The organism is Azospirillum brasilense, from assembly GCF_022023855.1.
GTDB classification, from domain to species: Bacteria; Pseudomonadota; Alphaproteobacteria; order Azospirillales; family Azospirillaceae; genus Azospirillum; species Azospirillum brasilense_F.
The window spans coordinates 26,450-51,783 of sequence record NZ_CP059454.1; the positions used below are offsets into that span (position 1 = coordinate 26,450).

The following is a 25,334-nucleotide window of genomic DNA, read 5'->3' on the forward strand; positions in this document are numbered from 1 at the left end:
GCCTCACAGGCCAGCCAAGGCATCGGCCAGACGTTGCCAACCGCCGTCCGTTGTCTCGGCCTCCTTGCGTAGGACAAGGATGCCGACGGTGTGCAGGACGCCTCCGCTGTCGACCACCGTATGGGGACGCCGCATTTCGGCCGTGCCGTCCCGCGCCGTGCGATCCAATGTGTTGTCGCTGATCGACCAGTCGAAGGCCCCGGCACAGCGCCATCCCGTGTAGCGCTCCACAAGGTCCCGAATCGCCTCCACCTCGTCTGGCGTCAGACAGGGGCGATGCCGCCCGCCGTCCAGGACGACCTCGACCGAAGCAGCGGCGGCCCCTCCGATCCTCACATGCCAATCCAGCGCCGCGAGCCTTCCAGCCACCCTCTCCGGCCCATCCCGAAACAGGACATTCTGCGTGCAGAAGACCGCATCCCACTCCCGCCCCGTCAGCGTCGCCGCACCGCAGCCGTCATGGAAACTGATCTTGCTACGGGCGAAGAAGCGCGGCTTGCTCAGCCAGCCCTCGTCCGCCCGCTCGACCCCACCGGGAACCACATCGACATGCCGGGCGAACAGGCTCAGATACGCGTAAAGACCATCCACGTCCGGGGTCAAGACCGCCACGCGGGCAGTGGAGTGCAAGACCCCCAGACGCTCCATGGCCCAGAGTGCCTGCACACGCTCCCACACACCGCGGCTCCGCTTGAAATGGTGGTTCGTCGACACGGAATACCGCAACACGGTGTTCCCACCGACATAATCATCCGCGAGGGAAAACCAGTCGGATTTCTCCCAATCCTCGATTCCACACAGCTTGCTGAGGGGATGCGCTTCCGTGCCGGCCTCCGGTCGGGGCACCGTCACGCGTGGCCGCAGCCGTGCGGCGAGCCGATGTTCTTCGATCCATGAAAGCGCAGCGGCGATGCGCGCCGGCGCTAAACCGATGCGATCCGGCAGGAGAGGCCATCGCAGCAACGCCGCCAACGGCTCGCTGAACCGCCACGGCTCGACCGCTTCGGGGTGTTCCTGTCCACAGACATACCGGGCATCATCCAACAACATCCGGACTTCCCAGAACTCGACCGACCGTCCACGCTTCAGTTCAGCCGCCAGATAGGTCTGCAGGTCGGTCCAATCGGGGTGCGCCATGACGGACCGCCATTCCGGACGCAGGTATCCATGACGCAGGCGGGTCGTAAAGGGCGGCCAAGTCAGATTGATGTGGGCGGCAAAGCTGTATTCGAAGATGTTGTTCACCGCATTGATCGCAAAAAACTTTTTCGCGCCGGCGCGAACCAGCCGGTCGGGACGGCGCATGCGGCGGACGATGCTGCGGAAAGCCGCGTGCACGGCACCCAGCCGGGCCAGTCCGTCCTCGCCAACCGACAACAGGCGCTGCTGGCCGATAATACGCTGGCGCTCCTCCTCAGAGGCGATGCCTTCCAGCATATGAGCCACCGTCCGCGTGTCGAAAGGCGGAATATTGTCGAGGCCGAACTCGAAGAAAAGAGCGGATGCCCGATCCGCAATGTCGTCGGCGGGTGCCGTAGCGACACTACCGCCGGCCGGGCCGGCATTCTCCGCGTCTGCCAGCAGCCAAGTTTCCATGAACGGCTCGATCAGGATACGGCCTGTAAAGCCCAGGGCTTCGGCACAGCACCGGAACAGCATGAAAGTGCGCGCGCATCCACCGAAATAGCCGATATCGGCGTTGAGCGGGAGCGTCGTCAGATGGTCAGCGATATAGGGGAGCGCATGCTCCGGCGTATAGGTCAGATCGTTGTACCGCTCAGGCAGATAGTCAGCCTCATAACGGTCGACAGTCATCGGCTCCAAGGTCCGCTCCAACGCCGTCGCGCATCGCGCGACGTGGGAACCTGTCAGCCGGATCTCCTCAACCGGCGCGTCCGGCAGCCCCCAATCATCAGCCTGCATGGGAATGTACGGCGTTTCGACACCGAAGACATAAAGGTTGGGGTCGTTCTCGATCTTGGTGCTTTGGTTCGCCAGCGTCGCTTGACGGGAGTGATCGCAATGGTAGCCGAGCACCTTGTCTTCGACCGATCCGATCGCACCACGCAGGAGCAGCATGCGCTTGCAAAGATTGGAATCGACGTGCCAACCACGAATCATGCCTTCGTGAAAACCGTGGATCGCGGCGATGTCGTCCCGCATCATCAATTGGAAGTCGCCCGGCCCGTCGAAGCGAATCAGGCTGTTGCCATAGACAATTTCATTCAGGTGGAAATGTCGGCCCCAGCGGCGAAATTGCTCAATGATCCCCTGGGAATCGGAACGGTTCACCGATTCCCAGAGCGCCTGTGGGACGTCGAAACGGGGCAGCCCATAGAATCCGTCTGGCAGACCGGCGACAATACGGGACAACGAGTCCCCTCGCTGACGCGGCACGAACACCATGTCGGTGTTCGTCGACAGTATCCATCGGTTGGCGGCATTGGCCCTGCGGATTGCTGCGTTACGGGACACCGATTCCAGCGCCACCAGATGTGTGCGGGTGCGGAAGGATTCATGCACTTCGGGGCGGATACGCAGGATCCGGAGTCGGTGCCGACAACGCTCGGTCAGGGTGTCGGCGATGGCTTCGGGAAAGGTTGGAAGGTCGTTCGGCGTATTGTAATCGACGAAGATCAATTCATCGTCCGGATCGTCCAGCACTTCGGCTATGCAATTGAAGCTGACGGCTGCACGTTTGTGAAGGTTGTAACCATGCGAATCATTCCGTCCGTACAGCACAACCGACAGCATGAAGGGTCTCCAGCACTCAGCCAATTTGAAAATGTGGCATACCTGAATGAGCCTCTCCAGGGCAACAATTTGCGATATTGACCGCAACAGGAGATGCGGACGACACCCTATGGGAAGGGGACAAGACCGGCTTGGCGCGTATGACTTTAGGCTTTATTAACCAGGCCCCTTCGATCATCCCTCTATATTCTTGAAGTAGGATTTTTCCCCCGCCATGAACACCACACGCCCTCACAGGATCGTCGTCACCGGAGGGGCCGGCTTCGTGGGGTCCAACCTCGCTCTTCTGTTCAAGCGCGACCGCCCCGAAGCCGAGGTCGTCGCCTTCGACAACCTGCGCCGGCGCGGCTCGGAACTGGCCTTGGAGCGTCTGCGCGCGGGCGGCGTGCGCTTCGCCCACGGCGACGTGCGCAACCCGGAGGATCTGGAGGAACTCGGAGCCTTCGACCTGCTGCTGGAATGCTCCGCCGAACCGTCGGTGCACGCCGGCTATGACGGCAGCCCGGCCTATGTCATCAACACCAACCTCGTCGGCACGGTGAACTGCCTGGAGGCGGCGCGGCGCCACGGCGCCGACATAGTGTTCCTGTCCACCAGCCGCGTCTACCCGATCGACCCGTTGCGCCGGCTGTCGCTGGAGCGGGGTGCCACCCGGCTGGTACTGCCGGACCAGGCCAGCGGGCCGGGCTGGTCGGCGGCCGGAATCTCCACAGCCTTCCCGATGCCGGGCAGCCGGTCCATCTACGGCGCCACCAAGCTGGCATCGGAACTGATGATCGAGGAATACGGCGCCATGTACGGCCTGCGCGCCGTCATCAACCGGTGCGGCGTGCTGACCGGCCCCTGGCAGATGGGCAAGGTCGACCAGGGCGTCGTCGTGCTGTGGGCGGCCCGGCACCTGTATGGTGGCACCCTGTCCTACAGCGGCTTCGGCGGCGAAGGGCTCCAAGTGCGCGACATGCTGCACGTCGCCGACCTGTATGATCTGCTGACGGTGCAGGTGGCCGGCATGGACCGGTTCAAGAGCCGCGTCTTCAACGTGGGTGGCGGGCCGGAGGTGAGCGTCTCGCTGGCCGAGCTGACCGCACTCTGCGCGGAGCGGGCGGGCCGGAGCATCCCCATCGCCGCCAGTCCGGAAACCCGCGCCGCCGACATTCCCTGGTACGTGACCGACAACGCAGACGTCACGCAGGCGACCGGCTGGCGTCCGCAACACCTCCCCGGTTCCATCATGGACGAACTGTTCGGCTGGCTGGACGCCAACCGGCGCATCCTGGAACCTATTCTGTTATAGACGACGCTCGGTGGTCACACCGCCCCATTCTTCCGAGGAGACCTCCTTCATGTCCGTCGTCATCGTCACTGGGTCCGCCGGTTTGATCGGCGCCGAAGCCGTCGGCTTCTTCGCGGAGAAAGGGTTCGACGTCGTCGGTGTGGACAACGACATGCGCCGCTACTTCTTCGGTGACGAGGCAAGCACGGCCTGGAGCCGGGAGCGGCTGGAGAAGCGGCACCCGTCCTACAGCCATGTCACCGCGGACATCCGCGACCAGGATGCCATCGACGCGCTGTTCGCGCGCTACGGCGCCTCCATCGCGCTGGTGATCCACACGGCGGCCCAGCCCTCGCACGACTGGGCGGCGCGGGAGCCCTTCACCGACTTCTCAGTCAACGCCAACGGCACGCTGAACCTGCTGGAGGCCGCACGGCGCCATTGCCCGGACGCGCCCTTCATCTTCACCTCGACCAACAAGGTCTACGGCGACACGCCAAACGCCCTGCCGCTGGTGGAGCTGGAGAGCCGCTGGGAGCTGGACCCGTCCCACCCCTGGGCCGCCCACGGTATCCCGGAGGCGATGAGCATCGACCAGACCAAGCACAGCCTGTTCGGCGCCTCCAAGGTGGCCGCGGACGTGATGGTGCAGGAGTACGGGCGCTATTTCGGCATGAAGACCGCCTGCTTCCGCGGCGGCTGCCTGACCGGGCCGGGCCATTCCGGCGCCCAGCTCCACGGCTTCCTGGCCTATCTGGTGAAATGCGCAGTCACCGGCACGCCCTACCGGGTGTTCGGCTACAAGGGCAAGCAGGTGCGCGACAACATCCATTCCTTCGACTTGGTGAACGCCTTCTGGCATGTCTTCCAGGCGCCGCGCAGCGCGGAGGTCTACAACATCGGCGGCGGGCGCCATTCCAACTGCTCGATGGCGGAGGCCATCGCCAAGGCCGAGCAGTTGACCGGCCGCCCGATGGCCTGGAGCTACGACGAGACCAACCGGATCGGCGATCACATCTGGTGGATCAGCGACATCCGGCGTTTCCAGGAGCATTATCCGGGCTGGTCGCTGACCCGCGACATCGACGGCATCCTGGCCGAGATGCACGCCGAAATGACCGACCGGTTCGCCCGCCAGTGACGGTTGGCCTGAGAATGACGATCCGCGGGGAGCGGTGGAAGGAAGCGCGATGAAGGTCCTGTTCAGCAATCCGCCTTGGTGGATCAAGCGGTTCGAGTTCGCGGGCGACGACGCCCCGGCCTCCGCCTGGTTCAGCGGCGTGCGCGCCGGTTCGCGGTGGCCGCACACCAACCAGGCCCACTCCTCGCCCGGCAATTTCGTGTTCGGGGAGTATCTGCCCTATCCCTTTTTCATGGGCTACGCCGCGACCTACGCCGCCAAGGCCACCGGGGCGAAGGTCGTCTTCCGCGACTCCATCGCGCTGCGCGAATCCTACGACAGCTATTTCCAGCATCTGCGGGACGAACGGTACGAGTACATCTTCATCGAGACGGCAACGCCCTGCTGGGACCACGACCAGACCATCGTGCGGCGCGTCAAGGAGATCCTGCCCGACACCAAGATCGTGCTGACCGGCGCCATGTCCGCCAAGGGCGAGGCGGTGATGGAGCAGTTCCCCATCCACGCCGTCATCCAGGGCGAGTACGAGAAGGGCAGCGTGCGCGTGCTGAACGGCGCCACCGGCGTGCTTCCCCACGAGCTGCTGACGGTGGCGGAGATGAACGCCGCGCCCTACCCCTACTTCGACGAGACTATCGCCCACCGCTATTGGGACGTGAACCCCGCCGGGCAGAAGGCGCCGCAGCTCCAGGTCTGGGCCAGCCGCGGCTGCCCCTACAAGTGCATCTTCTGCGTCTGGCCGGCGACCATGACCGGCAACGACCCGGACGGCACCGGCAAGCGCTCGGTCCGCTTCTACGAGCCGGACTATGTGGAGGGGATGCTGCGCGATCTGGTCGGACGCTACGGCTACCGGTCCATCTATTTCGACGACGATACCTTCAACCTCGGCGACAAGCACGTGCTGGGGATCTGCGAGGTGATGACCCGCATCGGCCTGCCCTGGTCGGCCATGTGCCGCGCCGACACCATCAAGCTGGAAACGTGGCAGGCCATGCGCGACAGCGGATGCTTCGGCGTCAAGCTGGGCTTCGAGAGCGGCAACCAGTGGGTCAACGACAACATCGTCAACAAGCGCCTGAACCTGGAGACCGCGCGCGCCGCGGTGCATGAGATCAAGCGGCTGGGCATGACGGTGCACGGCACCTTCACCTACGGCCTGCCGGGCGAGACGCGCGAGCAGATGCAGGACACCAAGGCCTACATCGCCAGCCTGCCGCTCGACACCTTCCAGGAGACGGGCTGCGGCGAGATCGAGGGCACGCCCATGTCCACCCTGCGGGAGAAGGGGCATCTCGACCGCTACGCGGGGGCGGCGCTCGACGAGCAGTATCTCTACGTGCCCGACGGCGGCGAGAAGATGCGCCGCCTGTCCGAAGGCGACCTCGCCATCGGGGCCGACAAGGCCAAGAGCAGCTCCGACTACCTGATCCGCCAGTGGCGCGCGCTGGGTGCCGCGGTGATCGAAGTGGCGGCGGACGGCCCGGTGGCCCTGTGGGGCATCGGCACCGACTTCTTCGAAACGTTGGGGCAGGTGCCGGCGCTGAAGCCGCTCATCACGGAGGGCCGCGTGCGGCTGTTCGACGGCAAGCTGGCCGGGCAGTCGCTGGACGGCGCCCCGGTGGAGGCCCCCGCCGCCCTGCCCGGCTTCACCGGGCCGGTCTTCCTCACGCCGCGCATCGTCTCCTCCCGCACGGCGATGCGGCAGGACGCGGCCCGGCTGGGAGTTCCCGCCGCCGCCCTGCACGACCTCTACGACGACGCGCCCGTTCCAGCGGAATGAGGAACGGGGGAGAGGTGGTCAGGCCAGGAACCGGGCCAGCCTCTCCCAGCCGCCGCCCGGGGCATCGACCCGCTTGCGGGCGAACCAGACGGCGGTGACGTGCAGGGCCTCGCCGGTGCGGGCGGCGAAGTTCGGGTTTGCCGAGCCCGGCGCGCCGGTGGTCACGAACCGGTCGAGCGTGGCGTCGCTGAGCGACAGGTCCACCGGCCCCGGCAGGTCCAGTCCGATGCCCGCCAGGGTATCCCCAAGGGCCGTGGCCTGACGCGGGGTGAGCCCCGGCACGCCCGGACGCCCGTTCAGCCGGACCTCCGCCGAGAAGGCCAGCACCCCGCCCGGCGCCAGACGCCGGTCGATCCAGGCCAGCAGCTCCGCCGCCTTCCCCTCCGCCACCAGGCGCGGCAGCGTGTTCTGCGGCAGGACGACGGCATCCCACGGCGCGTCGGCGAACAGATCCCGCCCCGGCATCCCGTGATGGATCGCGATGCGGTCGCGGTGGAAGCGGCGCGGCTTGGCGAGCCAGGGGTCACGGTCGCCGCGCGCCACCCGCTCGGCGTGGGCCGCCGCTCCCGGCCCGACATTGACCACCCCGACGGCCCGCGTCAGCTCGGTCAGCATGAGGTAGAAGCCGTCCACCTCGGCGCTCAGCACCAGGGCGCGGGACGGACGTTCCAGCACCCCCAGCCGGTCGAGGCCGTAGAGGAACTGGGCGCGTTCCCAGGTGCCGCGGCTGCGCTTGAAGAAATTGTCGATGTTGTTGCGGGCGTCCTCGTCGCGGCGGCGCTCCGCGTCGGCATCGTCGATGTAGGGGGCCTGGAAAGTGGAGACGTTGGTCCGCACCCGCACCGCCCAGGGCCGCCAGGACGGGTCGTCCCAATCCTCCGCCGCGGCGAGCTTGCTGAGCGCCGGGGGGCCGGAGGGCCGTTCCTGCACCGGCAGGAGTATCTCCGGGCGCAGCCGGGCGGCGTTGCGGTGGCGCGCCGCCGCGGCCTTCAGGGCGGTCACGCGGTCCGGCGCCACCCGCTCCACGCTGATCAGGCCGGGCCAGTCGAGGGCGGCGACCAGCGGCCCGCTCCAGCGGCGCGGGTCGGCGCCCTCCAGATCCTCGGTCGCCAGCAGGGCTTCCAGGTCGCGGCGCATCAGATGCACCTCGCGCGGGGCCGGCGGGACCGGGCGGGCGAGACGGGCGGCCAGGAAATCCTCCAGCGTCGTCACGGCGGGGGATTCCGCCCGCGGCTCCGGCTCCAGCAGGCCGCGGACGACGGCGGCCAGCCGCGCGGCGATGCCCTGGAGGGAGAAACGTTCCATCGCCACCCAGTGGGCGGCCTCGGCCACCTCCCGGCGGAAGGCGTCGTCGCCGATCAGCCGGGCGAGCGCCGCGGAATAGCCCTCCATCCCCTCGGCCAGCAGGCCGGACACGCCGTTCTCCAGGCAGTGAGTCACCTCGCCCACCGGCGTGGCGCAGACCGCCACCTTGGCCAGCAGGAACTCGAACATCTTGGTCGGGCTCTTGGCGACGTTGAACTCGTTGGCCGAGTAGGGCAGCACGCCGATGTCCATCTCCCGCAGCACGGCGGGGATCTCGGCCGGCGGGATGAACTCGTGCAGTTCGAGGTTGGGCAGGTCCGGGAAGCGCTCCCTCAGGCGCCGCTTCAACTCCTCCCAGGCCCGCCCGAAGCCGATGATGTGGAAACAGGCGCGGTTGCGCACGGCGCGTGGGACCAGCGCGAAGGCGTCCACCGCGAACAGCACGTCCTTCATGGGAATGTCGCCCCAGAAGTCGCCGGAATAGAGGATGTTCACCCGGTCCCCGAAGCGGCGGCGCGGCGCGTCCCGCCCGTCCGCGGTGAACAGGTCCTGGTCGGCCACCGTGTGGATCAGGTGCGTGTTCGGGTTCAGCGGGGCCAGCAGCGTTTCCAGCCGGTGGCTGGCCGCCACGCAGGCCCCGGCCCGGTTGGCGACGGTGTGGAAGAGCTGGTCGGGCCGCAGGCTGGGGAACCAGGGCTCCAGCCGCCGGAAGGGCTGCATGTCCAGCTCGTAGTCGTCGTAGTCGAGCACGATCCGGTTGCCGCCGCGCTCCGCCGCCAGAGCCGCCGCCAGCGTGTGATAGCCGACCTTCTGCACATAGAGGATCGCCCGCGGGTTGGTGGCCAGCACCCGGTGCGCCTCCAGGTTCAGGCGGATCTTCTCCTCCTCGGGGATCGTGGACAGGGCGCCGGCCTGGTCGGTGGCGCCCAGATGGTCGAAGAAGGACAGCACCTCCGCCCGCAGACCCTGCTGGCGCAGCGCCTTGGCGAAATTGTAGCAGCGCACCCGCGCGGAGGGCTGCCGGAAGCCGTCCTGGGCCAGGAAAATGACGTCCGCCGCCGCGTAGCGGGCGAGGGCATCCGCGTCGAAGGTCGGCGGCAGGGTCATGAGGGGCTCGGCGTAGGGAGGCGGAAGGCGGGAGGAGCACCGCTATCTACCGCCGCTCCGCGAGCCCCGGCAAGCCTTCCCGCATGGGCTGTGACCAGTGTCTTGGCTGTGGCCATTCTGGGACCAATGTCACACATCCAATCGATAGTGGTATGCCAGTTTTGGAGCGCGAGGGAGCATTCCGCAACCCTCGGGACGGGCGGTTTCCCGCCCGCAGGCTCCAGGATCCCGCATGTCCACGTCCCCGCAACGGACCATCGACATCCCGATCGTCGTGAACGCCTGGGGCGTGTCCGCCGGCCAAGCGCCGCATTTCCGGCTGCTGGTCGACGGCGTGATGATCGGCGAGGCGTGGGTCGCCGCCACCTCCAGCACACCCTACCGCTTCACCGCCACGGTCGATCCCGATCAGGCCCACCGGATTTCGATCTGGTACGACAACGACGGGGTGGTGAACGGGGTGGACCGCAACCTCTTCGTCGGCTCCATCCTCGTCGACGGGCAGGAGGTCAAGTCCACCGACGCGCGCGCCACCTACGACAAGGGGGCGGTGGACGGGAAGGACGTGGTTGCCGGCCAAGTCGGGCTCTATTGGGGTGGCCTGCTGTCCTTCGGCCTGGGCGAGGAAATGTTCGGCGGTCCGCTGGTCCGCCCGCCGCCCAAGCCGGAAGAGGTCATCACCAAGCCCATCGCCATCGCCATCGAGGCGGCGGGCGGCGCGTCCGCCACCGGGCCGGTGCGCTTCAAGGTTCTGGTGGACGGCAATCTGGTCGGGGAGGCGGAGGCTGCGTCCGGCACCGCCGAACGCTTCACCTTCGGCGTGACTGTCGACCCGTCCGTTGCCCACACGGTGCGGATCCTGCCCGTGGGAGAGCTGACGCTCGGCGCCGTGACGGTGAACGGCAAGACCCTGGCCACCCCCACGCCGTCCAACGACGGCTCCGTCACCCTGACGGTCGCCGCCCCCGTGTTCCAGGGCAGCGCGTCGGACGCAGCGGCTCCGCAGGGCGACGCCTTCTACGTGGCGAAGAACGGCAACGACGGCTGGTCCGGACGGCTGGCTGCCCCCAACGCCGAGGGCACCGACGGCCCCTTCGCCAGCCTGGAGCGGGCGCAGGCGGCCATGCGCGCCGGTACCGTCAAGACGACCTACGTCCGCGAGGGCGGTTACACCCTGACGAGCACGCTCAGCCTCGGCGCGCCGGACAGCGGTGTCCGCATCATCGGATATCCGGGCGAGCAGGCGGTCCTCAGCGGCGGCGAGCGGGTCACCGGCTTCACCTATGAGGGCAACGGCGTCTGGTCGGCGCCCCTGTCCGCGGCGCCGGGGCTGGACGTCACCGTCGACGGCGTGCGCTACCGGCTGGCCTCCAAGGGCGCCTACGACCCGCAGGATCCGACCACCGGCTGGTTCGTCGCCGACGCGAGCGCCTATGGCGCCAGCAAGAACGCGCTGCGCTATCGCGCGGGCGATGTCACCGCCGCCGATCTGGTGCCCGGCAGCCGGGTCCAGGTCTTCGACACCGAGCGGCTCCAGGACGCGATCCTGACCGTCGCCGGCGTTGACACGGTGACGCGCACCCTGACCTTCACCGCCGACGCGCCCTTCACCATGCGCGACGGCTCGACCTTCAAGCTGCTGGGCAACAGCGCCCACGTCGATCAGGTCGGGGAGTTCGCCTACCGCGCCTCGGACGGGCGGCTGGTCATCAAGGCGGGGGAGGACTTCACCGGGACCGGGGTGGAGGTTGCCCGGCTCGGCACGCTGCTGCGGCTGAACGGCGCCAATGGAGTGACGGTCCAAGGGCTGACCTTCACCAACACGACGACGGACGGCAACGCGCTCGACGTCGTCAACGGCGACGTGAACACCATCGCCGGCAACGGCTTCGTGAATGTCGGCACCGGCATCCGGCTGACCCAGGGATCGGACCGCAATCTGGTCAGCGGCAACTATCTGGACCATCTGGGCATCAACGGCATCGCGCTGACCGGCCAGTCGATCGGCAACACGGTGACCGGCAACCGCATCCAGAACATCGGCGAGGTGCGCAAATACGCCGGCGGCATCATGGCGTCGGGGATCAGCGACACGGTGATCTCCCACAACGACATCGACCGCAGCGCGCGCTACGGCATCTCGGTCAAGAACTGGGACACCGCGACCATCAGCCTGAACAACGCCATCCTCTACAACCGCGTCCGCAACACGGGACTGGAGACGGCGGATTCCGGCGGCATCGAGTTGCTCGGGCGGTCGAACCTGAACACCGGCACGCGGATCGAAGGCAACCGGGTCGAGCACACCGGCGGCATCGCCACCACCAGCACCGGCCAGTGGCTACGCGACTACAAGGGCTACGGGATCTATCTGGACGACCTGACCAGCGGCGTGACCGTCCGGGACAACTTCCTGCGCGACACCGCCTGGGCCGCCGTCATGATCCATGGCGGCCACGACAACACCGTCACCAACAACATCGGCGTGCTGGGCGCCAATGGCGAGAGCTTCATCCGCATCGAGTGGGTGCCTCTGGCTGGAGCGGCGGGCATCCCGGCAAACAACACGGTCACCGGCAACCTCGTGTCGGGGGCGGTGCCGCTCGGCGGCTACGTGACGATCCTGTCGGCGGGGCAGAACGCCATCGACGCCAACTTCCTGCATCAGGTGGGCGCCTATGGGGCGAACGACCGGACCGGCGACCCGCTGTTCGCCGACGCCTACAACCACGATTACAGCCTGCTGCCACTGTCCCCGGCCCTGACGGCCGGCCTCCAGGATCTCGCCTGGACACTGATGGGCATCGTCTCCGGCGGCTCGGCGCCCCCGCAGGACGGCGGCGGGACCACCCCCCTGCCCCCTTCCGATCCCCAGGCCAACGAGCCGCCCGCCCCGGTGCCGGTGCCCCAACCCGACAACAGCACCCCCGCCGCCCCGTCGGTTTCGGCGCCGCTTCCCGACCCGGCTCCGGCGCGGCCCTCTGTGCCTTTTAGCCGGATCGTGGACGGTGTGCAGACGACGGTGGCGGCCTATGCTTATGAGGGGCCGGTCACCACCCTGCAATGGAGCTTCCTGGGAACCGCCGAGAACGAGGTGGTCGGCGGGTCGGATGGCAACGACTTCATCAACCTGCTGGGCGGCGACGACGCCGCGTCGGGTGGAGCCGGGGACGACGTGCTGGACGGCGGCTCAGGCTCCAACTGGCTGATCGGCGGGCCGGGCCACGACACCTTCTTCGTCGATGGACGCGGGGGCGAAGTCACCTGGTCCACCATCGTCGATCTGGAGCGCGGCGAGTGGGCGACCCTCTGGGGCTTCGTGCCCGGACAGTCCCGGCTGACCTGGGAGGAGATGGGCGGCGCCGAAGGCTACAAGGGCGCCACCGTCCGCTGCGACATCGACGGCAACGGCACCATCGACGCCAGCATGACCTTCACCGGTATGGCCGTGAGCGCCATGACCGTCACCACCGGCGTGGCCGGCAGCGAGCCCTACATCGCCTTCATCACCCTGTAGCCGGCTCCTTTTCCACCATGCACCGCCGGGACCACACGCAACACCCCGGCGGACGGAACAGACGGCAGAACCGGCGTTATCACCGCCACCTTCATAACGCCATGAAAAACAACGATATTTTTTATTTTCCGGGTTGACGCTTGCACGGGAAGAGATCACGGTTCCGTCAACGCCTGATATAAGCCTCAGCCTTTGAAACGCCGTTTTGCGGGATCGACAAGGCGGGGCCACACCCGCTTGCCGCCGATTCCGCCGGATGCCTTTTCCCTTGGACCGGACCGGGAGGAAACGGCCCCCACGGACATGCCTTCGAACCGAAAGGGAATAGCCCCTCATGACCAGCACGACAGCGGAGCTTGAAGCGCTCCTCATGCAGCGGTCGCTGACCGACGCGCAGCTTCTGGCGGCGGCGGACGTCGCGGCGGATTTCCGCATCCTGCCGAACGCGACGGTGCTCAAGATCGGTGGGCAGAGCGTCATCGACCGCGGTCGCGCCGCCGTCTACCCGCTGGTCGACGAGATCGTCGCCGCCCGCAAGGAGCACAAGCTGCTGATCGGAACCGGCGCCGGAACCCGCGCCCGCCACATCTACTCGATCGCGGCGGGACTGAACCTGCCGGCCGGCCTGCTCTCGCAGCTCGGCGGCTCGGTCGCCGACCAGAACGCCGCGATGCTCGGCCAGCTCCTCGCCAAGCATGGCATCTCCGCGGTGGACGGCGCCGGCTTGTCGTCGGTACCGTTATTCCTGGCCGAAGTGAACGCCGTCGTCTTCAGCGGCATGCCACCCTACAAGCTGTGGATGCGCCCTGCCGCCGAGGGCGTCATTCCGCCCTACCGCACCGACGCCGGCTGCTTCTTGGTGGCCGAACAGTTCGGCTGCCGGGCGATGATCTACGTGAAGGACGAGAATGGGCTGTACACCGGGAACCCGAAGACCTCCAGGAACGCCACCTTCATCCCGAGGATCTCGGTGGACGAGATGAAGGCGAAGGGGCTTCAGGACTCGATCCTGGAGTTCCCGGTGCTCGACCTGCTGAAGAACGCCCGCCACGTCCGCGAGGTGCAGGTCGTCAACGGCCTCGTCCCCGGCAACCTGACCCGCGCGCTCGCCGGCGAGCATGTCGGCACCATCATCACCGCGCGCTGAAGGACCACACGCCATGTCCGACACCCAGCACAAGAAGCATGCCAACAGCATCAAGCATGTGGCCTCGCCGCTCGCGCGCCAGACCCTTCTCGACGGCAGCCTGACCGCCCCGGTCGCCGGCGTCCGCCCGATCCGCCTGCTGCCCTGGCTCCAGGTCGTGAAGATCGGCGGGCGGTCGATCATGGACCGTGGTCACGAGGCGATCCTGCCGATCGTCGAGGAGATCCGGAGCATTCTCCCCGAACACCGGCTGCTGATTCTGACCGGCGCCGGCATCCGCGCCCGCCATCTCTACAGCGTCGGGCTGGATCTCGGCCTGCCGGTCGGCTCGCTCGCTCCGCTCGCCGCGACCGAGGCCGGGCAGAACGGCCACATCCTGGCCGCTCTGCTCTCGCCGGACGGCGTGTCCTACGTCGAGCACGGCACCATCGCGAACCAGCTGGCAGTCCATCTGTCGGCCGCCCGCGCCGTGGTGGGGAGCGCCTTCCCGCCCTACCACCACCACGAGTTCCCCGGCTCGCGCATCCCGCAGCACCGGGCCGACACCGGCGCCTTCCTGCTGGCCGACGCCCTGGGCGCCGCCGGGCTGACCATCGTGGAGGATGTGGACGGCATCTACAGCGCCGACCCGAACGGCCCCGAGGGCGGCATGGCGGAGCTGCTGCGCGAGACCACCGCCGCCGAGCTGACCAAGCGGGGCGGCACGCTGCCGCTGGACGGTGCGCTGCTGGAGGTGATGGCGAACGCCCGCCACCTGGAGCGCGTGCAGGTCGTCAACGGGCTGGTTCCGGGCCGCCTGACCGCCGCGCTGCGCGGCGGGCATGTCGGCACCATCATCCGCACTGGTATCCGCAACGGCGCCCGCTCGCTCTGAGCGGCACCGGTCCGTCAGAGAACGACGAAGGCGTCCGATGGCAACACCGGACGCCTTTCGCGCATGAACGGCGCGCCTTCAGGAATTCAGTTGCTCGTCACCGGCTTGCGGACGGCCTTCTGTCCGTCGGTCTTCGCCACGGCCTTCACGGCGGGCGGCGCCATGTCCTCCGAGGACGCCTGCTGAAGCCGGCCCTGCGGGCTCGCCTTCGACGGGAAGGCCACCGGCAGCAGCATCGCGGCGAAGACGGCGACGGCGATCAGGGTCTTCACGGCCTCCCAGGCGAAGCCGCCGCGGCGCGGGGCGTTGGACAGCAAGAGGGCGTCATCCGCCTCCAGGGCGGTCGCCGAGGCAGCCGGCATCGGCTGGACTGCGGTCATGGACATGGCAGGCACTCGTGTTCGGGTTCGCCGGATTGGTACCCACACCATCGCAAGGGGCATGCCATGCCCCGCACCCAGAACCCGACGTTCCCAGGCCTTCGTTTGGAAATTATCTCAAAATCAAACCAATGCCGAGGGTTCCGCCCCGCTGCCGCTCTCGGTGCGGGCATCGCGTTTCGCGGGCGCAAAAAAAGCCATTTCCGGCTCACGCGCTCGGCAAAAACCTCCCATGGGCGGCCGCTTCTGCCCACCCGCCGGGAAAATATTGCCGTATGGAGCGGGGTCTTTTCGGCCTCAGGCCATCGCGCGGATCATCGCGATCTGGCGCTCCAGGCAGCGGGACAGGTCGAACCGCTCCACCGCCGTCTCCCGCGCGGCGCGGCCCAGCGGGGCGAAGGCGCCGGGATCCTCCAGCACCGCGACGGCTTTGCCAGCGATGTCGTCGGGGGAGAAGAAATCAGCCAATAACCCGTTTTCGCCGTGCTGGATGACCTCCCGCACCGGGGCGGTGTCGGAGCCGATTACCACGCAGCCGAGCGCCATGGATTCCACCATCGACCAGGACAGGACGAAGGGATAGGTCAGGTAGACATGCGCCCGCGACAGCCGCAGGACCGACAGATACTGATCGTAGGGAAGGTGCCCCAGGAAATGGACGCGCGCCGGGTCCAGCGGCACCTCGGCCAGCATGGTTTCCCGCCAGTTCTTCCCGCCGGGAGGCGCCGAGCCGTAGCTGACCTCGTCGCCGCCAGCGATCAGCACATGGGCCTTGGGACGCGCCTCCAGGATGCGCGGCAGGGCGCGCATGAAGCTGGGGAAACCGCGGTAGGGCTCCAGGTTGCGCACGGCGTAGGTCAGCACCTCGTCCTGGCGCGTCAGCACCGTGCCGTCGGCCAGGGTGACCCGGATGTCCGGGTCGGGCAGAAGGTGGGCGGTGTCCACCCCGTCGTGGATGACCTCGATCTTCGGGTGGAACGGCGCCGGGTGGGAGTCGCGCTGCCACTCGGTCGGGGCGATGCCGCGGTCGCAGGCCTCCAGCGCCAGCAGCAGCGGCGTGCTGCGCATGCGCAGCCGCAGCACGGTGTCCACATTGACCGGGACCGACGGGTCGAAGCCAACGTCCAGCCCCTGGGCGCGGTAGAAGAACTCGCAGTAGTTCAGGTAGGGGGCGTTGGGGAACACGTCCTTGACGAACAGCGTCTCGCCCCAACCCGGATGGCCGACGATGACGTCAGGGCGGAAGCCCTCCTCGCGCAGGCCCATCAGCAGCCGGGCCGCGGCCTGCCCGTGCAGCACCGCGTTCTCCGTGGACACCAGATAGGGATGCGCGTTCTCCCGCACTTTTCGGCTGGGCTGGTAGGAGAGGCGGCGGACGTTCGGGATGTCCCGGTCGGTGCGCTTGGTGATGAAGACGACACGGTTCGCCGGGTCGGCGGCCAGGCGGGCGGCCAGATGCTTGTACTGGCCGGGCATGTTCTGGTGAATGAAGACGATGTTCATGGTGTCTCCGCAAGGACCATGCAAGGCGGCGCCGTCAGGCGCGCCCGGCGCCGAACTTCTCCCGCAGCTTCGGCCCGACCTTCGGCAGCAGAACCGACAGGATCAGCAGGCTGAGCCCGATGACGGTCGGCGCGATCCAGTCCGGCTTGCCGGCCAGGGCGTGGTCGCCCGCGGCGCCGAACTGCACGAAGGCCACGGTCATCGGCAACTGCCCGACCAGCGACCCAAAGGCGTAGGCGCCGAGCCGCACCCGCGTCAGGCCGAGCGCGTAGTTCACACCGCTGTGCGGCAGCACGGGAATCAGCCGCAGCATGGCGACGGCGCGCCAGCCGCCGGTCTCCAACCGGCGCAGGACGTCGCCCCAGCGCACCCTGTCCAGGGCCGGAACCAGCCCGTCGCAGACGTAGCGGGTCAGCAGGAAGCCGGTGGAGGCGCCGATCACGCTGCCCGCCGCCGCCAGCACCCCGCCCCACCAGACGCCGAAGACCAGCCCGGCGACCATCGCCATGACGGAGCGCGGGAAGAACAGCAGGCTGGCCAGGATGTGCAGGAGCAGGAACAGGACCGGCGCCGCGGGGTGATGGCGCAGGATGTCCTGGAGCGCGTCCATCCCGAAGGCGCCATGCCATGCCCACCAGGCCCCGGCTCCGCCAAGCAGGAGCAGGACGAGCAGCCCCCGCCCGAGGTTGCGGAGGGTGGACAGGGAGGGTGTACGGCGCTCGGCCATGGTGCGGGCCTTCGGTTCAACGAACGGGGCTTCTATGGTCCGGCTTGCATATCATGCGCGCTACCGCGCCGCGAGAGACGATCGCGCAGGCGCCGGGCGACACACCCGCAGGCCGGAGTCAAGAAAAAGGCCGCAGCCAGGACGGCGCGGCCTTCAAGTCTAGGGAGGAAACGCCCAAAGGGCATCCGGGATTCAATTTATGCTGCAATGCAGCAAAGGTCAAGCCCCGGCTGAGCGGTCCTCGCAAAAATACCCCACCCTTTGTCGTCCCCCACCCCATCCCTTTGGATGACAGGATCCGGAAAAAGAAAAGGCTGCAGCCGGTGAGGCGCAGCCTAGTTCTGGGAGGGAGGAAACCAAGAGAACTTGGTGAGGCCATTTAAGAGCCGATTTGATTAACAGCGCGTAAACAGGCCATGTATTCCGAAGACATAATCATTTTTTGATAAAGATCAATAAGGCCAAGCTTCCGCTTGATCGGGGAAAGGACGGCTTGCTGCACAGCGGCAAGCGAAGCCGCGTTACCGATGCCGGTGGCTGAGCGCCGTCCGGATGTCGTTCTGCCACACCATGCTGACCAGGGCGATCTGGGTGAGCAGGGCGATCTCGCCCTGTCCGACGGCGGTCAGCAGTTCCTCCCGCGTCATGAACAGGATTTCCGTCTCCTCCAGATCGTCGGACAGCGGATCGGCCATCTGGCGGCAACCGGTGGCGTGAAACATATGGGACACCGCACCGCCCTGGTTGGCGTTGACCGTATAGCCGCCAAGCGCCGTCCAATGGTCGGAGACGAAACCGGTCTCCTCCAGAAGCTCCCGCCGGGCCGCTTCCAGCGGGTCTTCGTCCGGCGACAGATGGCCGCCGGGAAAGGTCAGATTCACGCGCCGCGGCCCGTGCCGATACTGGCGATAAACGATGGCGCGCCCATCCTCCATCTCGGCGAAGATACAGGCAAAGGACGGCATGTCGAACTGGTAGTAGTCCCGGATGACCCGCCCATCGGGTAGCTCCACCGTCTCGACATGGACTTTCAAGAATGGATCGGCGTCGAGCAGTTCGCGGCTTTCAAGCACGGTCCACGGGCGCAGGCGGCGCGTCATCCCCTGATCTCCTTCGTCCTGTCCTTGTTTACGGCGCGCCCTGGGTAACGGGCATGCGCCGCCGGGGCAAGAAACATGAAAGGGCGGCTTTCAGATTTCGCAGCGCTGCGTGCATTCGAAAACACTCATCAACCTTTCAGTGATTCATCAGTCGGCAAGGCAAGCCTTCATCATCGCACTCCGGCTCATGAGCAGCACAAACACGCGGTGATTCGATGCTCTTGCCCTTTTTGGTAATCTGATTAGGATGCACAAACAACGAGGGATAAAGATTGTCTGTTGAATTTTATCCTTATGCTTGTGAAAGGCGATGGGTCGGCGACCGCAGCCGCACTCACCCCCTCCGAAAGCCGCCCATTGAAAGCCGTGGAAGCCCCATGCCGAGCCTGCCCTTCTCAGACCTCCGCCCCTCTTCTTCCACGACCGCCCCACCCCGCGGCCTGTCCACAGCCGCCCGCGGCACCGCGCGAGACGCGCTCGAAAACACGCTCCCAACCATCGCGGATGGCAGGGAGGTGCCTTTGGGGATTCCGGTCCGGGCGCCGCAGGATCTGGCCGCCGGCCTGCTGATCGCGGCTTTCGGTCTGGCCGCCCTGTGGCTGGGGCGCGATTGGCCCACCGGGACGCTCGCCTACGTGCAATCCGGTTTCTTCCCGCGGATGATCGGGTTGCTGATGGTGCTGGCCGGCGCCGTGGTGACCGGGCGAAGCCTGCTGGCCCATGGCGCCGGCCTGCCGGCCTGTGGCTGGCGCCCTCTTCTTGGCGTGACGGCGGCGGTGCTGGCCTTCGCCGGAACGGTGGAACTCCTGGGGCTGGTGCCCGCGGTGCTGATTCTGGTGGGGCTGGGCAATCTGGCCGGCCAACCGTTGCGCCCGGTTCCTCTGGCCTTTCTGGGCGGCACCCTGGCGGCGGGCTGCGTCGCGCTGTTCGTCTGGGGGCTGGGGCTGCCCCTGCGGGTGTGGCCATGACGGAGTTGCTCGGCAACCTGCTGCTCGGCCTGTCGGTCTCGCTGTCCCCGGACAATCTGCTGCTCTGCTTCGGCGGGGCGTTGATCGGCACGCTGATCGGTGTCCTGCCCGGTCTGGGTCCCACCGCGACGGTGGCGATGCTCCTGCCCCTGACCTTCCACCTGCCGCCGGTCGGCGCGCTCATCATGCTGGCGGGCATCTTCTACGGCTCGCAGTATGGCGGGTCGGCGACGGCGATCCTGGTGAATCTGCCCGGCGAATCCTCCTCCGTCGTCACCTGCCTGGACGGCCACGCCATGGCGCGGCAGGGCCGGGCCGGAGTAGCGCTCGCCACGGCGGCGCTCGCCTCGCTGTTCGCCGGCATCGTCACGACCTTCCTGATCGCCGTGGCAGGCCCGCCGCTGGCCGGGGTGGCGCTCGCCTTCGGGCCGGCGGAGTATGTGTCGCTGATGCTGCTGGGCCTGATCGGGGCGGTGACGCTGGCCCACGGATCGGTGGTGAAGGCCATCGCGATGATCCTGTTGGGCCTGCTGCTGAGCATGGTCGGCACCGACGTGAATTCCGGTGACACGCGTTTCACCTTCGGCCTGCCGCAGCTTTACGACGGCATCGACTTCGTTCCGCTCGCCATGGGCCTGTTCGGGCTGGCCGAGATCATCGCCAGCCTGGAGCAGACCGGCGGCGTCGGGCGGACCACCGCCCCCATCGCCAGCCTGTGGCCGAAGCGCGAGGATATCCGCCAAGCCTGGCCGGCGACGGTGCGCGGCACGGTGATGGGGGCGCTGCTGGGCATCCTGCCCGGCGGCGGCGCCACGCTGGGCTCCTTCGCCGCCTATTCGCTGGAAAAGAAGGTGTCCCGCCGGCCGGAGCGCTTCGGCCAGGGCGCCATCGAGGGAGTGGCCGCACCGGAGGCCGCCAACAACGCCGCCTCGCAAGCCTGCTTCATCCCGATGCTCAGCCTGGGCATCCCGCCCAACGCCATCATGGCCCTGATGATCGGCGCCATGACCATCCACGGCATTACGCCGGGGCCGCAGATCATGGCCAAGCAGCCGGAGCTGTTCTGGGGCATGATCGCCAGCATGCTGATCGGCAACGTGATCCTGGTGATCCTGAACCTGCCGATGATCGGGCTATGGGTGCGGCTGCTGCGGGTGCCCTACGGCTATCTGTTCCCGGCCATCCTGGTCTTCTGCTGCATCGGCACCTACACGCTGAACAACAGCGCTTTCAACGTTCTGCTGATGGCCCTGTTCGGCGTCCTGGGCTACGTCCTGCGCAAGCTGGACTGCGAGCCGGCGCCGCTGATGCTGGGCTTCGTGCTGGGTCCCCTGCTGGAGGAGAATCTGGCGCGCGCCCTGCTGCTGTCGGGTGGCGACCCCACCGTCTTCGCCACCCGCCCGATCAGCGGCAGTCTGCTGGTCGCCGCCGCCCTTCTGCTCCTCCTGATGGTGATGCCGGCGGTGCGCCGCCGCCGCGACGAGGCCTTCAAGGACGAATGAGTCCCAATGCTTCCTTATCCCCGCCCGCCCTCTCTTCCGGAAGCGGGCGGCCTTCACGCCGTGAAAGGTGCCTGTGCGATGAGCGTCGTCAAAGAGTTTCCCCGTCCCGCCCCCGATCTGGTCGCCGCGTTCCGAGGCCAGTCCCCCGCCACGCTGCACGAAGCGATGGGCAAGAAGGGCGCGATGTCCTTTCCGATCAAGCCTCTCTATCAAGGCATGACGCTGTTCGGCACCGCGGTGACCGTATCCGGCGGCCCCACCGACAATCTGATGATCCACGCCGCCATGGCGCTGACCCGTCCGGGCGACGTGCTGGTGGTGGATTTCAAGGGCATGACCGAGGCTGGCCCCTGGGGCGACGTGCTGACCGAGGCGGCGATCCAACGGGGCTTGGCCGGGCTGGTTATCGACGGCTGCGTGCGCGACGCCGCGGCCATCCGCAACATGGGCTTTCCCGTCTTCTGCCGGGGGACCAGCATGAAGGGCACCACGAAGACCCAGCCCACAGGCGACGTGAACACCCCCATCGTCTGTGGCGGCGTGATGGTCGCGCCGGGCGACATCGTGGTCGGCGACGACGACGGGGTGGTCGTGGTTCCCCAGGCCGAAGCCGCCGCCACGCTCGCCAAGGCGGCAGAGCGCGAGCGGATGGAGGAGGGCCTGCGCGAACAGCTCCGTGCCGGACGGACGACGGTCGAGGCGCTGACGCTGGAATCCTATTTGGAAGCCGGCGGCATCAGGCTGTGACGCGGAGCGCCGCGGGCAGGCGGGGCCAAGTCCCGCCTACCATTGCCTAGAGTGGTATTACCGGTTCTCGGCAAAGGAACGGCGATAGGCAAAAAAAAGCCGCGTCCGGACACGAGGTCGGCGCGGCAGACGAATGCTCTTAGAGCATCATGATGTTTTTGGTTTCCTCCCCAGACCTCAAGGCCTTTGTTTTATGAGAGGAAATTTCCACAGTCGACGCAGGGAAGTCAACAGCATTGAGCGGGTTATAACTTTAAGCCTAACGTCTCCTTCCGATGCGCCAAGAGGGCGGATGGAGACGTCCGAAGAGAAAAATCTCAGCGCAAGCCAAACAGGGGGCTTGCGTTCCGCCGGGTGCGTGCGGTATCTCCCTGCCTCCTTCGTTGGAGCGGCGCGGGCGTAGCTCAGGGGTAGAGCACAACCTTGCCAAGGTTGGGGTCGAGGGTTCGAATCCCTTCGCCCGCTCCAGTATCACGAAGCCTTTCCCATATCATCGCCAGTCGGATGAAAAGCGCGCCGCAGCGCCGTCCCTGCGCGCGGAAGCCGCGGATTCCTTGCTGGAATGTTAACCCGCTGCTAGGGGTCTCGGGCTAAGGTCGATCGAACCGGCCTGAATGAACCACGAAGCGCGAACGCCCCTGACCATGCAGCAGCTTGACCGTCCGAACGAATCGCCCGCCGAGGCGCTGCTCCCCGGCTTCGGCATGCTGAACGGCCAATCGATCCTGGTGACCGGAGGAAGCGGGTCCTTCGGAAAGCGTTTCGTGGAGACGGTGCTGCGCCACGCCAGCCCGCGCCGGGTCATCGTTTTCTCCCGCGACGAGTTCAAACAGTACGAGATGCAGCAGCAGCTCAGCCCCGAATGGGCGTCCACGCTGCGCTTCTTCATCGGCGACGTGCGTGACCGCGAGCGGCTGGAACTGGCGATGCGCGAGGTGGACGTGTGCGTGCACGCCGCCGCGCTGAAGCATGTGCCTGCCGCCGAATACAACCCCATGGAGTGCATTCATACCAACGTCTATGGGGCGGAAAACGTGGTGCGGGCCGCGCTGAACACCGGCGTGAAGCGGGTGATCGCGCTGTCCACCGACAAGGCGGCCAACCCGGTCAACCTCTACGGCGCCAGCAAGCTGGCCTCGGACAAGATCTTCATCGCCGCCAACAACCTGTCCGGCTCGCTCGGCACGCGCTTCTCGGTGGTGCGCTACGGCAATGTGGTGGGATCCCGCGGGTCGGTGATCCCGCTGTTCCGCCGGATGATCGCGGAAGGGGCGAAGTCCCTGCCGGTCACCGACGACCGGATGACCCGCTTCTGGATCACGCTGCAGCACGGAGTGGACTTCGTCGTCTCCTGCATCGCGATGATGCAGGGCGGGGAGATCTTCGTGCCCAAGATCCCCAGCATGCGCATCGCCGATCTGGCCCGCGCGATGGCCCCGGATCTGCCGCACAAGCTGGTCGGCATCCGCCCCGGCGAGAAACTGCACGAGGTGATGATCACCGAGGACGATTCCCGCCAGACCTTCGAACTGCCGGACCGCTTCGTCATCGAGCCGGCCTTCGCCTTCTGGACGCACGAGCCCTATCAGCGGCTGGGCGCCAAGCCGGTCCCCGACGGCTTCCGCTACGCCAGCGACACCAACGGCGACTGGCTGGATGGCACGCGGCTGATGCGGCTTCTCGCGGAAGCGCCGTGATGGGCGAATCGGTGTCCCGGCCGCCGCTGCCTTTTCTGCCCTATGGGCGCCAGGACGTCGATCAGGCCGACATCGACGCGGTGACCGCGGTCCTGCGCGGCGACTGGCTGACCCAGGGGCCGACGGTGGAGGCGTTCGAGCGCGCGCTGTGCGAGCGCACCGGCGCGGCCCATGCGGTGTCCTGCGCCAACGGGACCGCCGCCCTGCATCTGGCCACCCTCGCGCTGGGGCTCGCCCCCGGCGACGCGGTGGTGGTGCCCACCATCACCTTCCTCGCCACCGCCAACGCCGCCCGCTACGTGGGAGCAGAAGTCGCCTTCGCCGACGTCGACCCCGACAGCGGCCTGATGGGGCCGGAGCAGGCGGAGGAGGCGATGGAGCGGGCCACCCGCGCCGGCTGGCGGGTGCGCGCCCTGGCGCCTGTGCATTTCGCCGGGCAGACCGCGGACATGACCGGGCTCGCCGCGCTCGCCGCTCGCCATGGGCTGGCGGTGATCGAGGATGCCTGCCACGCCATCGGCAGCGTGGACGTGACGCCGGACGGACGGACCCTGCCGGTCGGCTCCAACGGCTTCGGCACCCTCACCGCCTTCTCCTTCCACCCCGTGAAGACCATCGCGGCGGGCGAAGGCGGGGCGGTGACCACCAATGATCCGGCCCTCGCCGCCCGCCTGCGCCGCTTTCGCAATCACGGGATGGAGCGGGACCCGGCGGGATTCGAAGACCGCGGGGCCGCCTTCACCGCCGACGGGACCGCCAATCCCTGGTATTACGAGATGGCGGAACCGGGCTTCAATTACCGCCTGACCGACATTCACTCGGCGCTCGCCCTGAGCCAGCTCGGGCGGCTGGACGCCTTCGTGGAGCGGCGGCGCCATCTGATGGACCTCTACACGGAGCGACTGGCCCCGCTGGCCCCGCTGGTCCTGCCCGCCGCCCGCGCGCCCTGGTGCCGCCCGGCCTGGCACCTCTGCGCCGTCCGCGTCGACTTCGCCGCCGCCGGACGGGCACGGGCACAGGTCATGGCCGATCTGCGGGGCCTGGGCATCGGCACCCAGGTTCATTATATCCCGGTCCACCGACAGCCCTACTGGCGCGAACGCTACGGCGACCTCGCCCTGCCCGGCGCCGACGCCCATTACACCCGGACGCTGTCGCTGCCCCTGTTTCCAGCCATGGCGGACGCCGATGTGGACCGGATCGTCACAGCCCTGGCCGGAGCGCTAGGACGGCCCTCACCGGCGTGACAACCCGGCGTCACTGCTGGACAGTTTTCTCTCTTCCAAAAATGCGCTATGCCAAGCGACATCTGGAATGCTTCGGAGCAGGGTCATGGCCGAGGGTACTGTGGACTATTACGCGATGGTCGAAGAGGCCTGGCAACTGAGCGACACCGCGCGCGACTATGTGAAGAACGCGGGCCGCGACGTGGACAACGCCGAGCTGTGGGAGAAAGTCTTCGCCGCCTCGCCCCTGATCGACCTGGAGCGCACCCGCGCCGAGGGCGGCCAGCCGCTGCAGAAGATCTTCTTCAAGAACCCCTACGGCTTGCAGTACCGGGCCGACCACAAGGATTGGATACCGTTCCGTCACGGTGCCCTGGACCCCGCTTATCTCCAGGCGATCTGATTTCAGACGATCCGGGGCGTCTGGGATTTCCAGCCGGTTCCGCGGCGGCCGGCCGCGCCGGCACGGCAACCCCGGCGCGGCCGCCATCGACGCCCCGCATCGACTTTCAGAAGGCGCGCCCTCCACGCGGCAGGCTGCCGCAGGTGGTGTCCGCATCACGGCTATCCTGATAGAACAAGG

18 protein-coding genes and 1 tRNA gene are annotated in these 25,334 nt (G+C 67.4%); 13 read left to right on the top strand and 6 right to left on the bottom strand.

The features are described 5' to 3' along the window. Positions 1-3: 3 nt before the first annotated feature. The gene (locus H1Q64_RS32800) at positions 4-2,754 is read right to left on the bottom strand and encodes a hypothetical protein (protein ID WP_237908268.1); all 2,751 of its coding nucleotides are present in this window, start codon (positions 2,752-2,754) and stop codon (positions 4-6) included. 214 nt (positions 2,755-2,968) lie between these two features. Between H1Q64_RS32800 and H1Q64_RS32805 the strand changes: the two genes are divergently transcribed. Genes H1Q64_RS32805 through H1Q64_RS32815 form a run of 3 tightly spaced genes read left to right on the top strand, consistent with a single transcriptional unit; the run spans position 2,969 to position 6,951 of the window. Then, positions 2,969-4,048, top strand: coding sequence for an NAD-dependent epimerase/dehydratase family protein (locus H1Q64_RS32805; RefSeq protein WP_237908269.1), 1,080 nt, complete (start codon positions 2,969-2,971; stop codon positions 4,046-4,048). A gap of 49 nt (positions 4,049-4,097) precedes the next feature. Then, a complete protein-coding gene (locus tag H1Q64_RS32810; RefSeq protein ID WP_237908270.1) occupies positions 4,098-5,168 on the top strand; it encodes an NAD-dependent epimerase/dehydratase family protein in 1,071 nt (356 codons plus the stop codon). Between the two features lie 49 nt (positions 5,169-5,217). Continuing rightward, positions 5,218-6,951 carry a B12-binding domain-containing radical SAM protein gene (locus H1Q64_RS32815; RefSeq protein ID WP_237908271.1) on the top strand — a complete coding sequence of 578 codons (1,734 nt, stop codon included), beginning with the start codon at positions 5,218-5,220 and terminating at the stop codon, positions 6,949-6,951. Between the two features lie 18 nt (positions 6,952-6,969). Here H1Q64_RS32815 and H1Q64_RS33940 read toward each other — a convergent pair whose 3' ends face one another. Further along, the gene (locus H1Q64_RS33940) at positions 6,970-9,363 is read right to left on the bottom strand and encodes a glycosyltransferase (RefSeq protein ID WP_269145446.1); all 2,394 of its coding nucleotides are present in this window, start codon (positions 9,361-9,363) and stop codon (positions 6,970-6,972) included. A gap of 232 nt (positions 9,364-9,595) precedes the next feature. On the opposite strand from H1Q64_RS33940, the gene H1Q64_RS32825 reads away from it, so the two are divergent. The 3 genes from H1Q64_RS32825 to H1Q64_RS32835 all read left to right on the top strand — a co-directional run bounded on the left by H1Q64_RS32825 (position 9,596) and on the right by H1Q64_RS32835 (position 14,901). Beyond that, entirely contained in the window at positions 9,596-12,880 is a 3,285-nt protein-coding gene (locus H1Q64_RS32825; protein WP_237908272.1) for a carbohydrate-binding domain-containing protein, read from the top strand. A 334-nt stretch (positions 12,881-13,214) separates the two neighbouring features. Continuing rightward, entirely contained in the window at positions 13,215-14,027 is an 813-nt protein-coding gene (locus H1Q64_RS32830; RefSeq protein WP_237908273.1) for a uridine kinase, read from the top strand. 13 nt (positions 14,028-14,040) lie between these two features. Then, positions 14,041-14,901, top strand: coding sequence for a molybdenum storage protein subunit alpha (locus tag H1Q64_RS32835; RefSeq protein WP_237908274.1), 861 nt, complete (start codon positions 14,041-14,043; stop codon positions 14,899-14,901). A gap of 86 nt (positions 14,902-14,987) precedes the next feature. Here the strand turns inward: H1Q64_RS32835 and H1Q64_RS32840 are convergent, their stop codons facing one another. The 4 genes from H1Q64_RS32840 to H1Q64_RS32855 form a co-directional block, all read right to left on the bottom strand. Beyond that, a complete protein-coding gene (locus H1Q64_RS32840; protein WP_237908275.1) occupies positions 14,988-15,287 on the bottom strand; it encodes a hypothetical protein in 300 nt (99 codons plus the stop codon). Between the two features lie 291 nt (positions 15,288-15,578). After that, on the bottom strand, positions 15,579-16,784 hold the full coding sequence (locus tag H1Q64_RS32845; protein ID WP_237908276.1) for a glycosyltransferase family 4 protein: 1,206 nt from the start codon (positions 16,782-16,784) through the stop codon (positions 15,579-15,581). Positions 16,785-16,818: 34 nt separating this feature from the next. Continuing rightward, the gene (locus H1Q64_RS32850) at positions 16,819-17,511 is read right to left on the bottom strand and encodes a TVP38/TMEM64 family protein (protein ID WP_237908277.1); all 693 of its coding nucleotides are present in this window, start codon (positions 17,509-17,511) and stop codon (positions 16,819-16,821) included. 521 nt (positions 17,512-18,032) lie between these two features. Next, positions 18,033-18,611: an NUDIX hydrolase gene (locus tag H1Q64_RS32855; protein WP_237908278.1), complete on the bottom strand. Its 579-nt coding sequence runs from the start codon at positions 18,609-18,611 to the stop codon at positions 18,033-18,035. A 521-nt stretch (positions 18,612-19,132) separates the two neighbouring features. On the opposite strand from H1Q64_RS32855, the gene H1Q64_RS32860 reads away from it, so the two are divergent. The 7 genes from H1Q64_RS32860 (at position 19,133) to H1Q64_RS32890 (ending at position 25,154) form a co-directional block, all read left to right on the top strand. Beyond that, positions 19,133-19,579 (top strand): tripartite tricarboxylate transporter TctB family protein, encoded by a 447-nt coding sequence (locus H1Q64_RS32860; protein WP_237908279.1) that lies wholly within the window; start codon positions 19,133-19,135, stop codon positions 19,577-19,579. Beyond that, complete coding sequence (locus tag H1Q64_RS32865; RefSeq protein ID WP_237908280.1) at positions 19,576-21,081, top strand: tripartite tricarboxylate transporter permease; 1,506 nt, start codon at positions 19,576-19,578, stop codon at positions 21,079-21,081. The genes H1Q64_RS32860 and H1Q64_RS32865 overlap by 4 nt, the downstream gene beginning before the upstream one ends. A 78-nt stretch (positions 21,082-21,159) precedes the next feature. Next, positions 21,160-21,828 carry a 4-carboxy-4-hydroxy-2-oxoadipate aldolase/oxaloacetate decarboxylase gene (locus H1Q64_RS32870; protein WP_237908281.1) on the top strand — a complete coding sequence of 223 codons (669 nt, stop codon included), beginning with the start codon at positions 21,160-21,162 and terminating at the stop codon, positions 21,826-21,828. 393 nt (positions 21,829-22,221) lie between these two features. Further along, positions 22,222-22,296, top strand: a tRNA-Gly gene (locus H1Q64_RS32875). A 236-nt stretch (positions 22,297-22,532) separates the two neighbouring features. Next, complete coding sequence (gene pseB / locus H1Q64_RS32880; protein ID WP_237908304.1) at positions 22,533-23,525, top strand: UDP-N-acetylglucosamine 4,6-dehydratase (inverting); 993 nt, start codon at positions 22,533-22,535, stop codon at positions 23,523-23,525. Continuing rightward, on the top strand, positions 23,525-24,772 hold the full coding sequence (gene pseC / locus H1Q64_RS32885; protein ID WP_237908282.1) for a UDP-4-amino-4,6-dideoxy-N-acetyl-beta-L-altrosamine transaminase: 1,248 nt from the start codon (positions 23,525-23,527) through the stop codon (positions 24,770-24,772). Before pseB ends, pseC begins: the two co-directional genes overlap by 1 nt. A gap of 85 nt (positions 24,773-24,857) precedes the next feature. Beyond that, positions 24,858-25,154 carry a hypothetical protein gene (locus tag H1Q64_RS32890; RefSeq protein ID WP_109068154.1) on the top strand — a complete coding sequence of 99 codons (297 nt, stop codon included), beginning with the start codon at positions 24,858-24,860 and terminating at the stop codon, positions 25,152-25,154. Positions 25,155-25,334 lie beyond the last annotated feature (180 nt).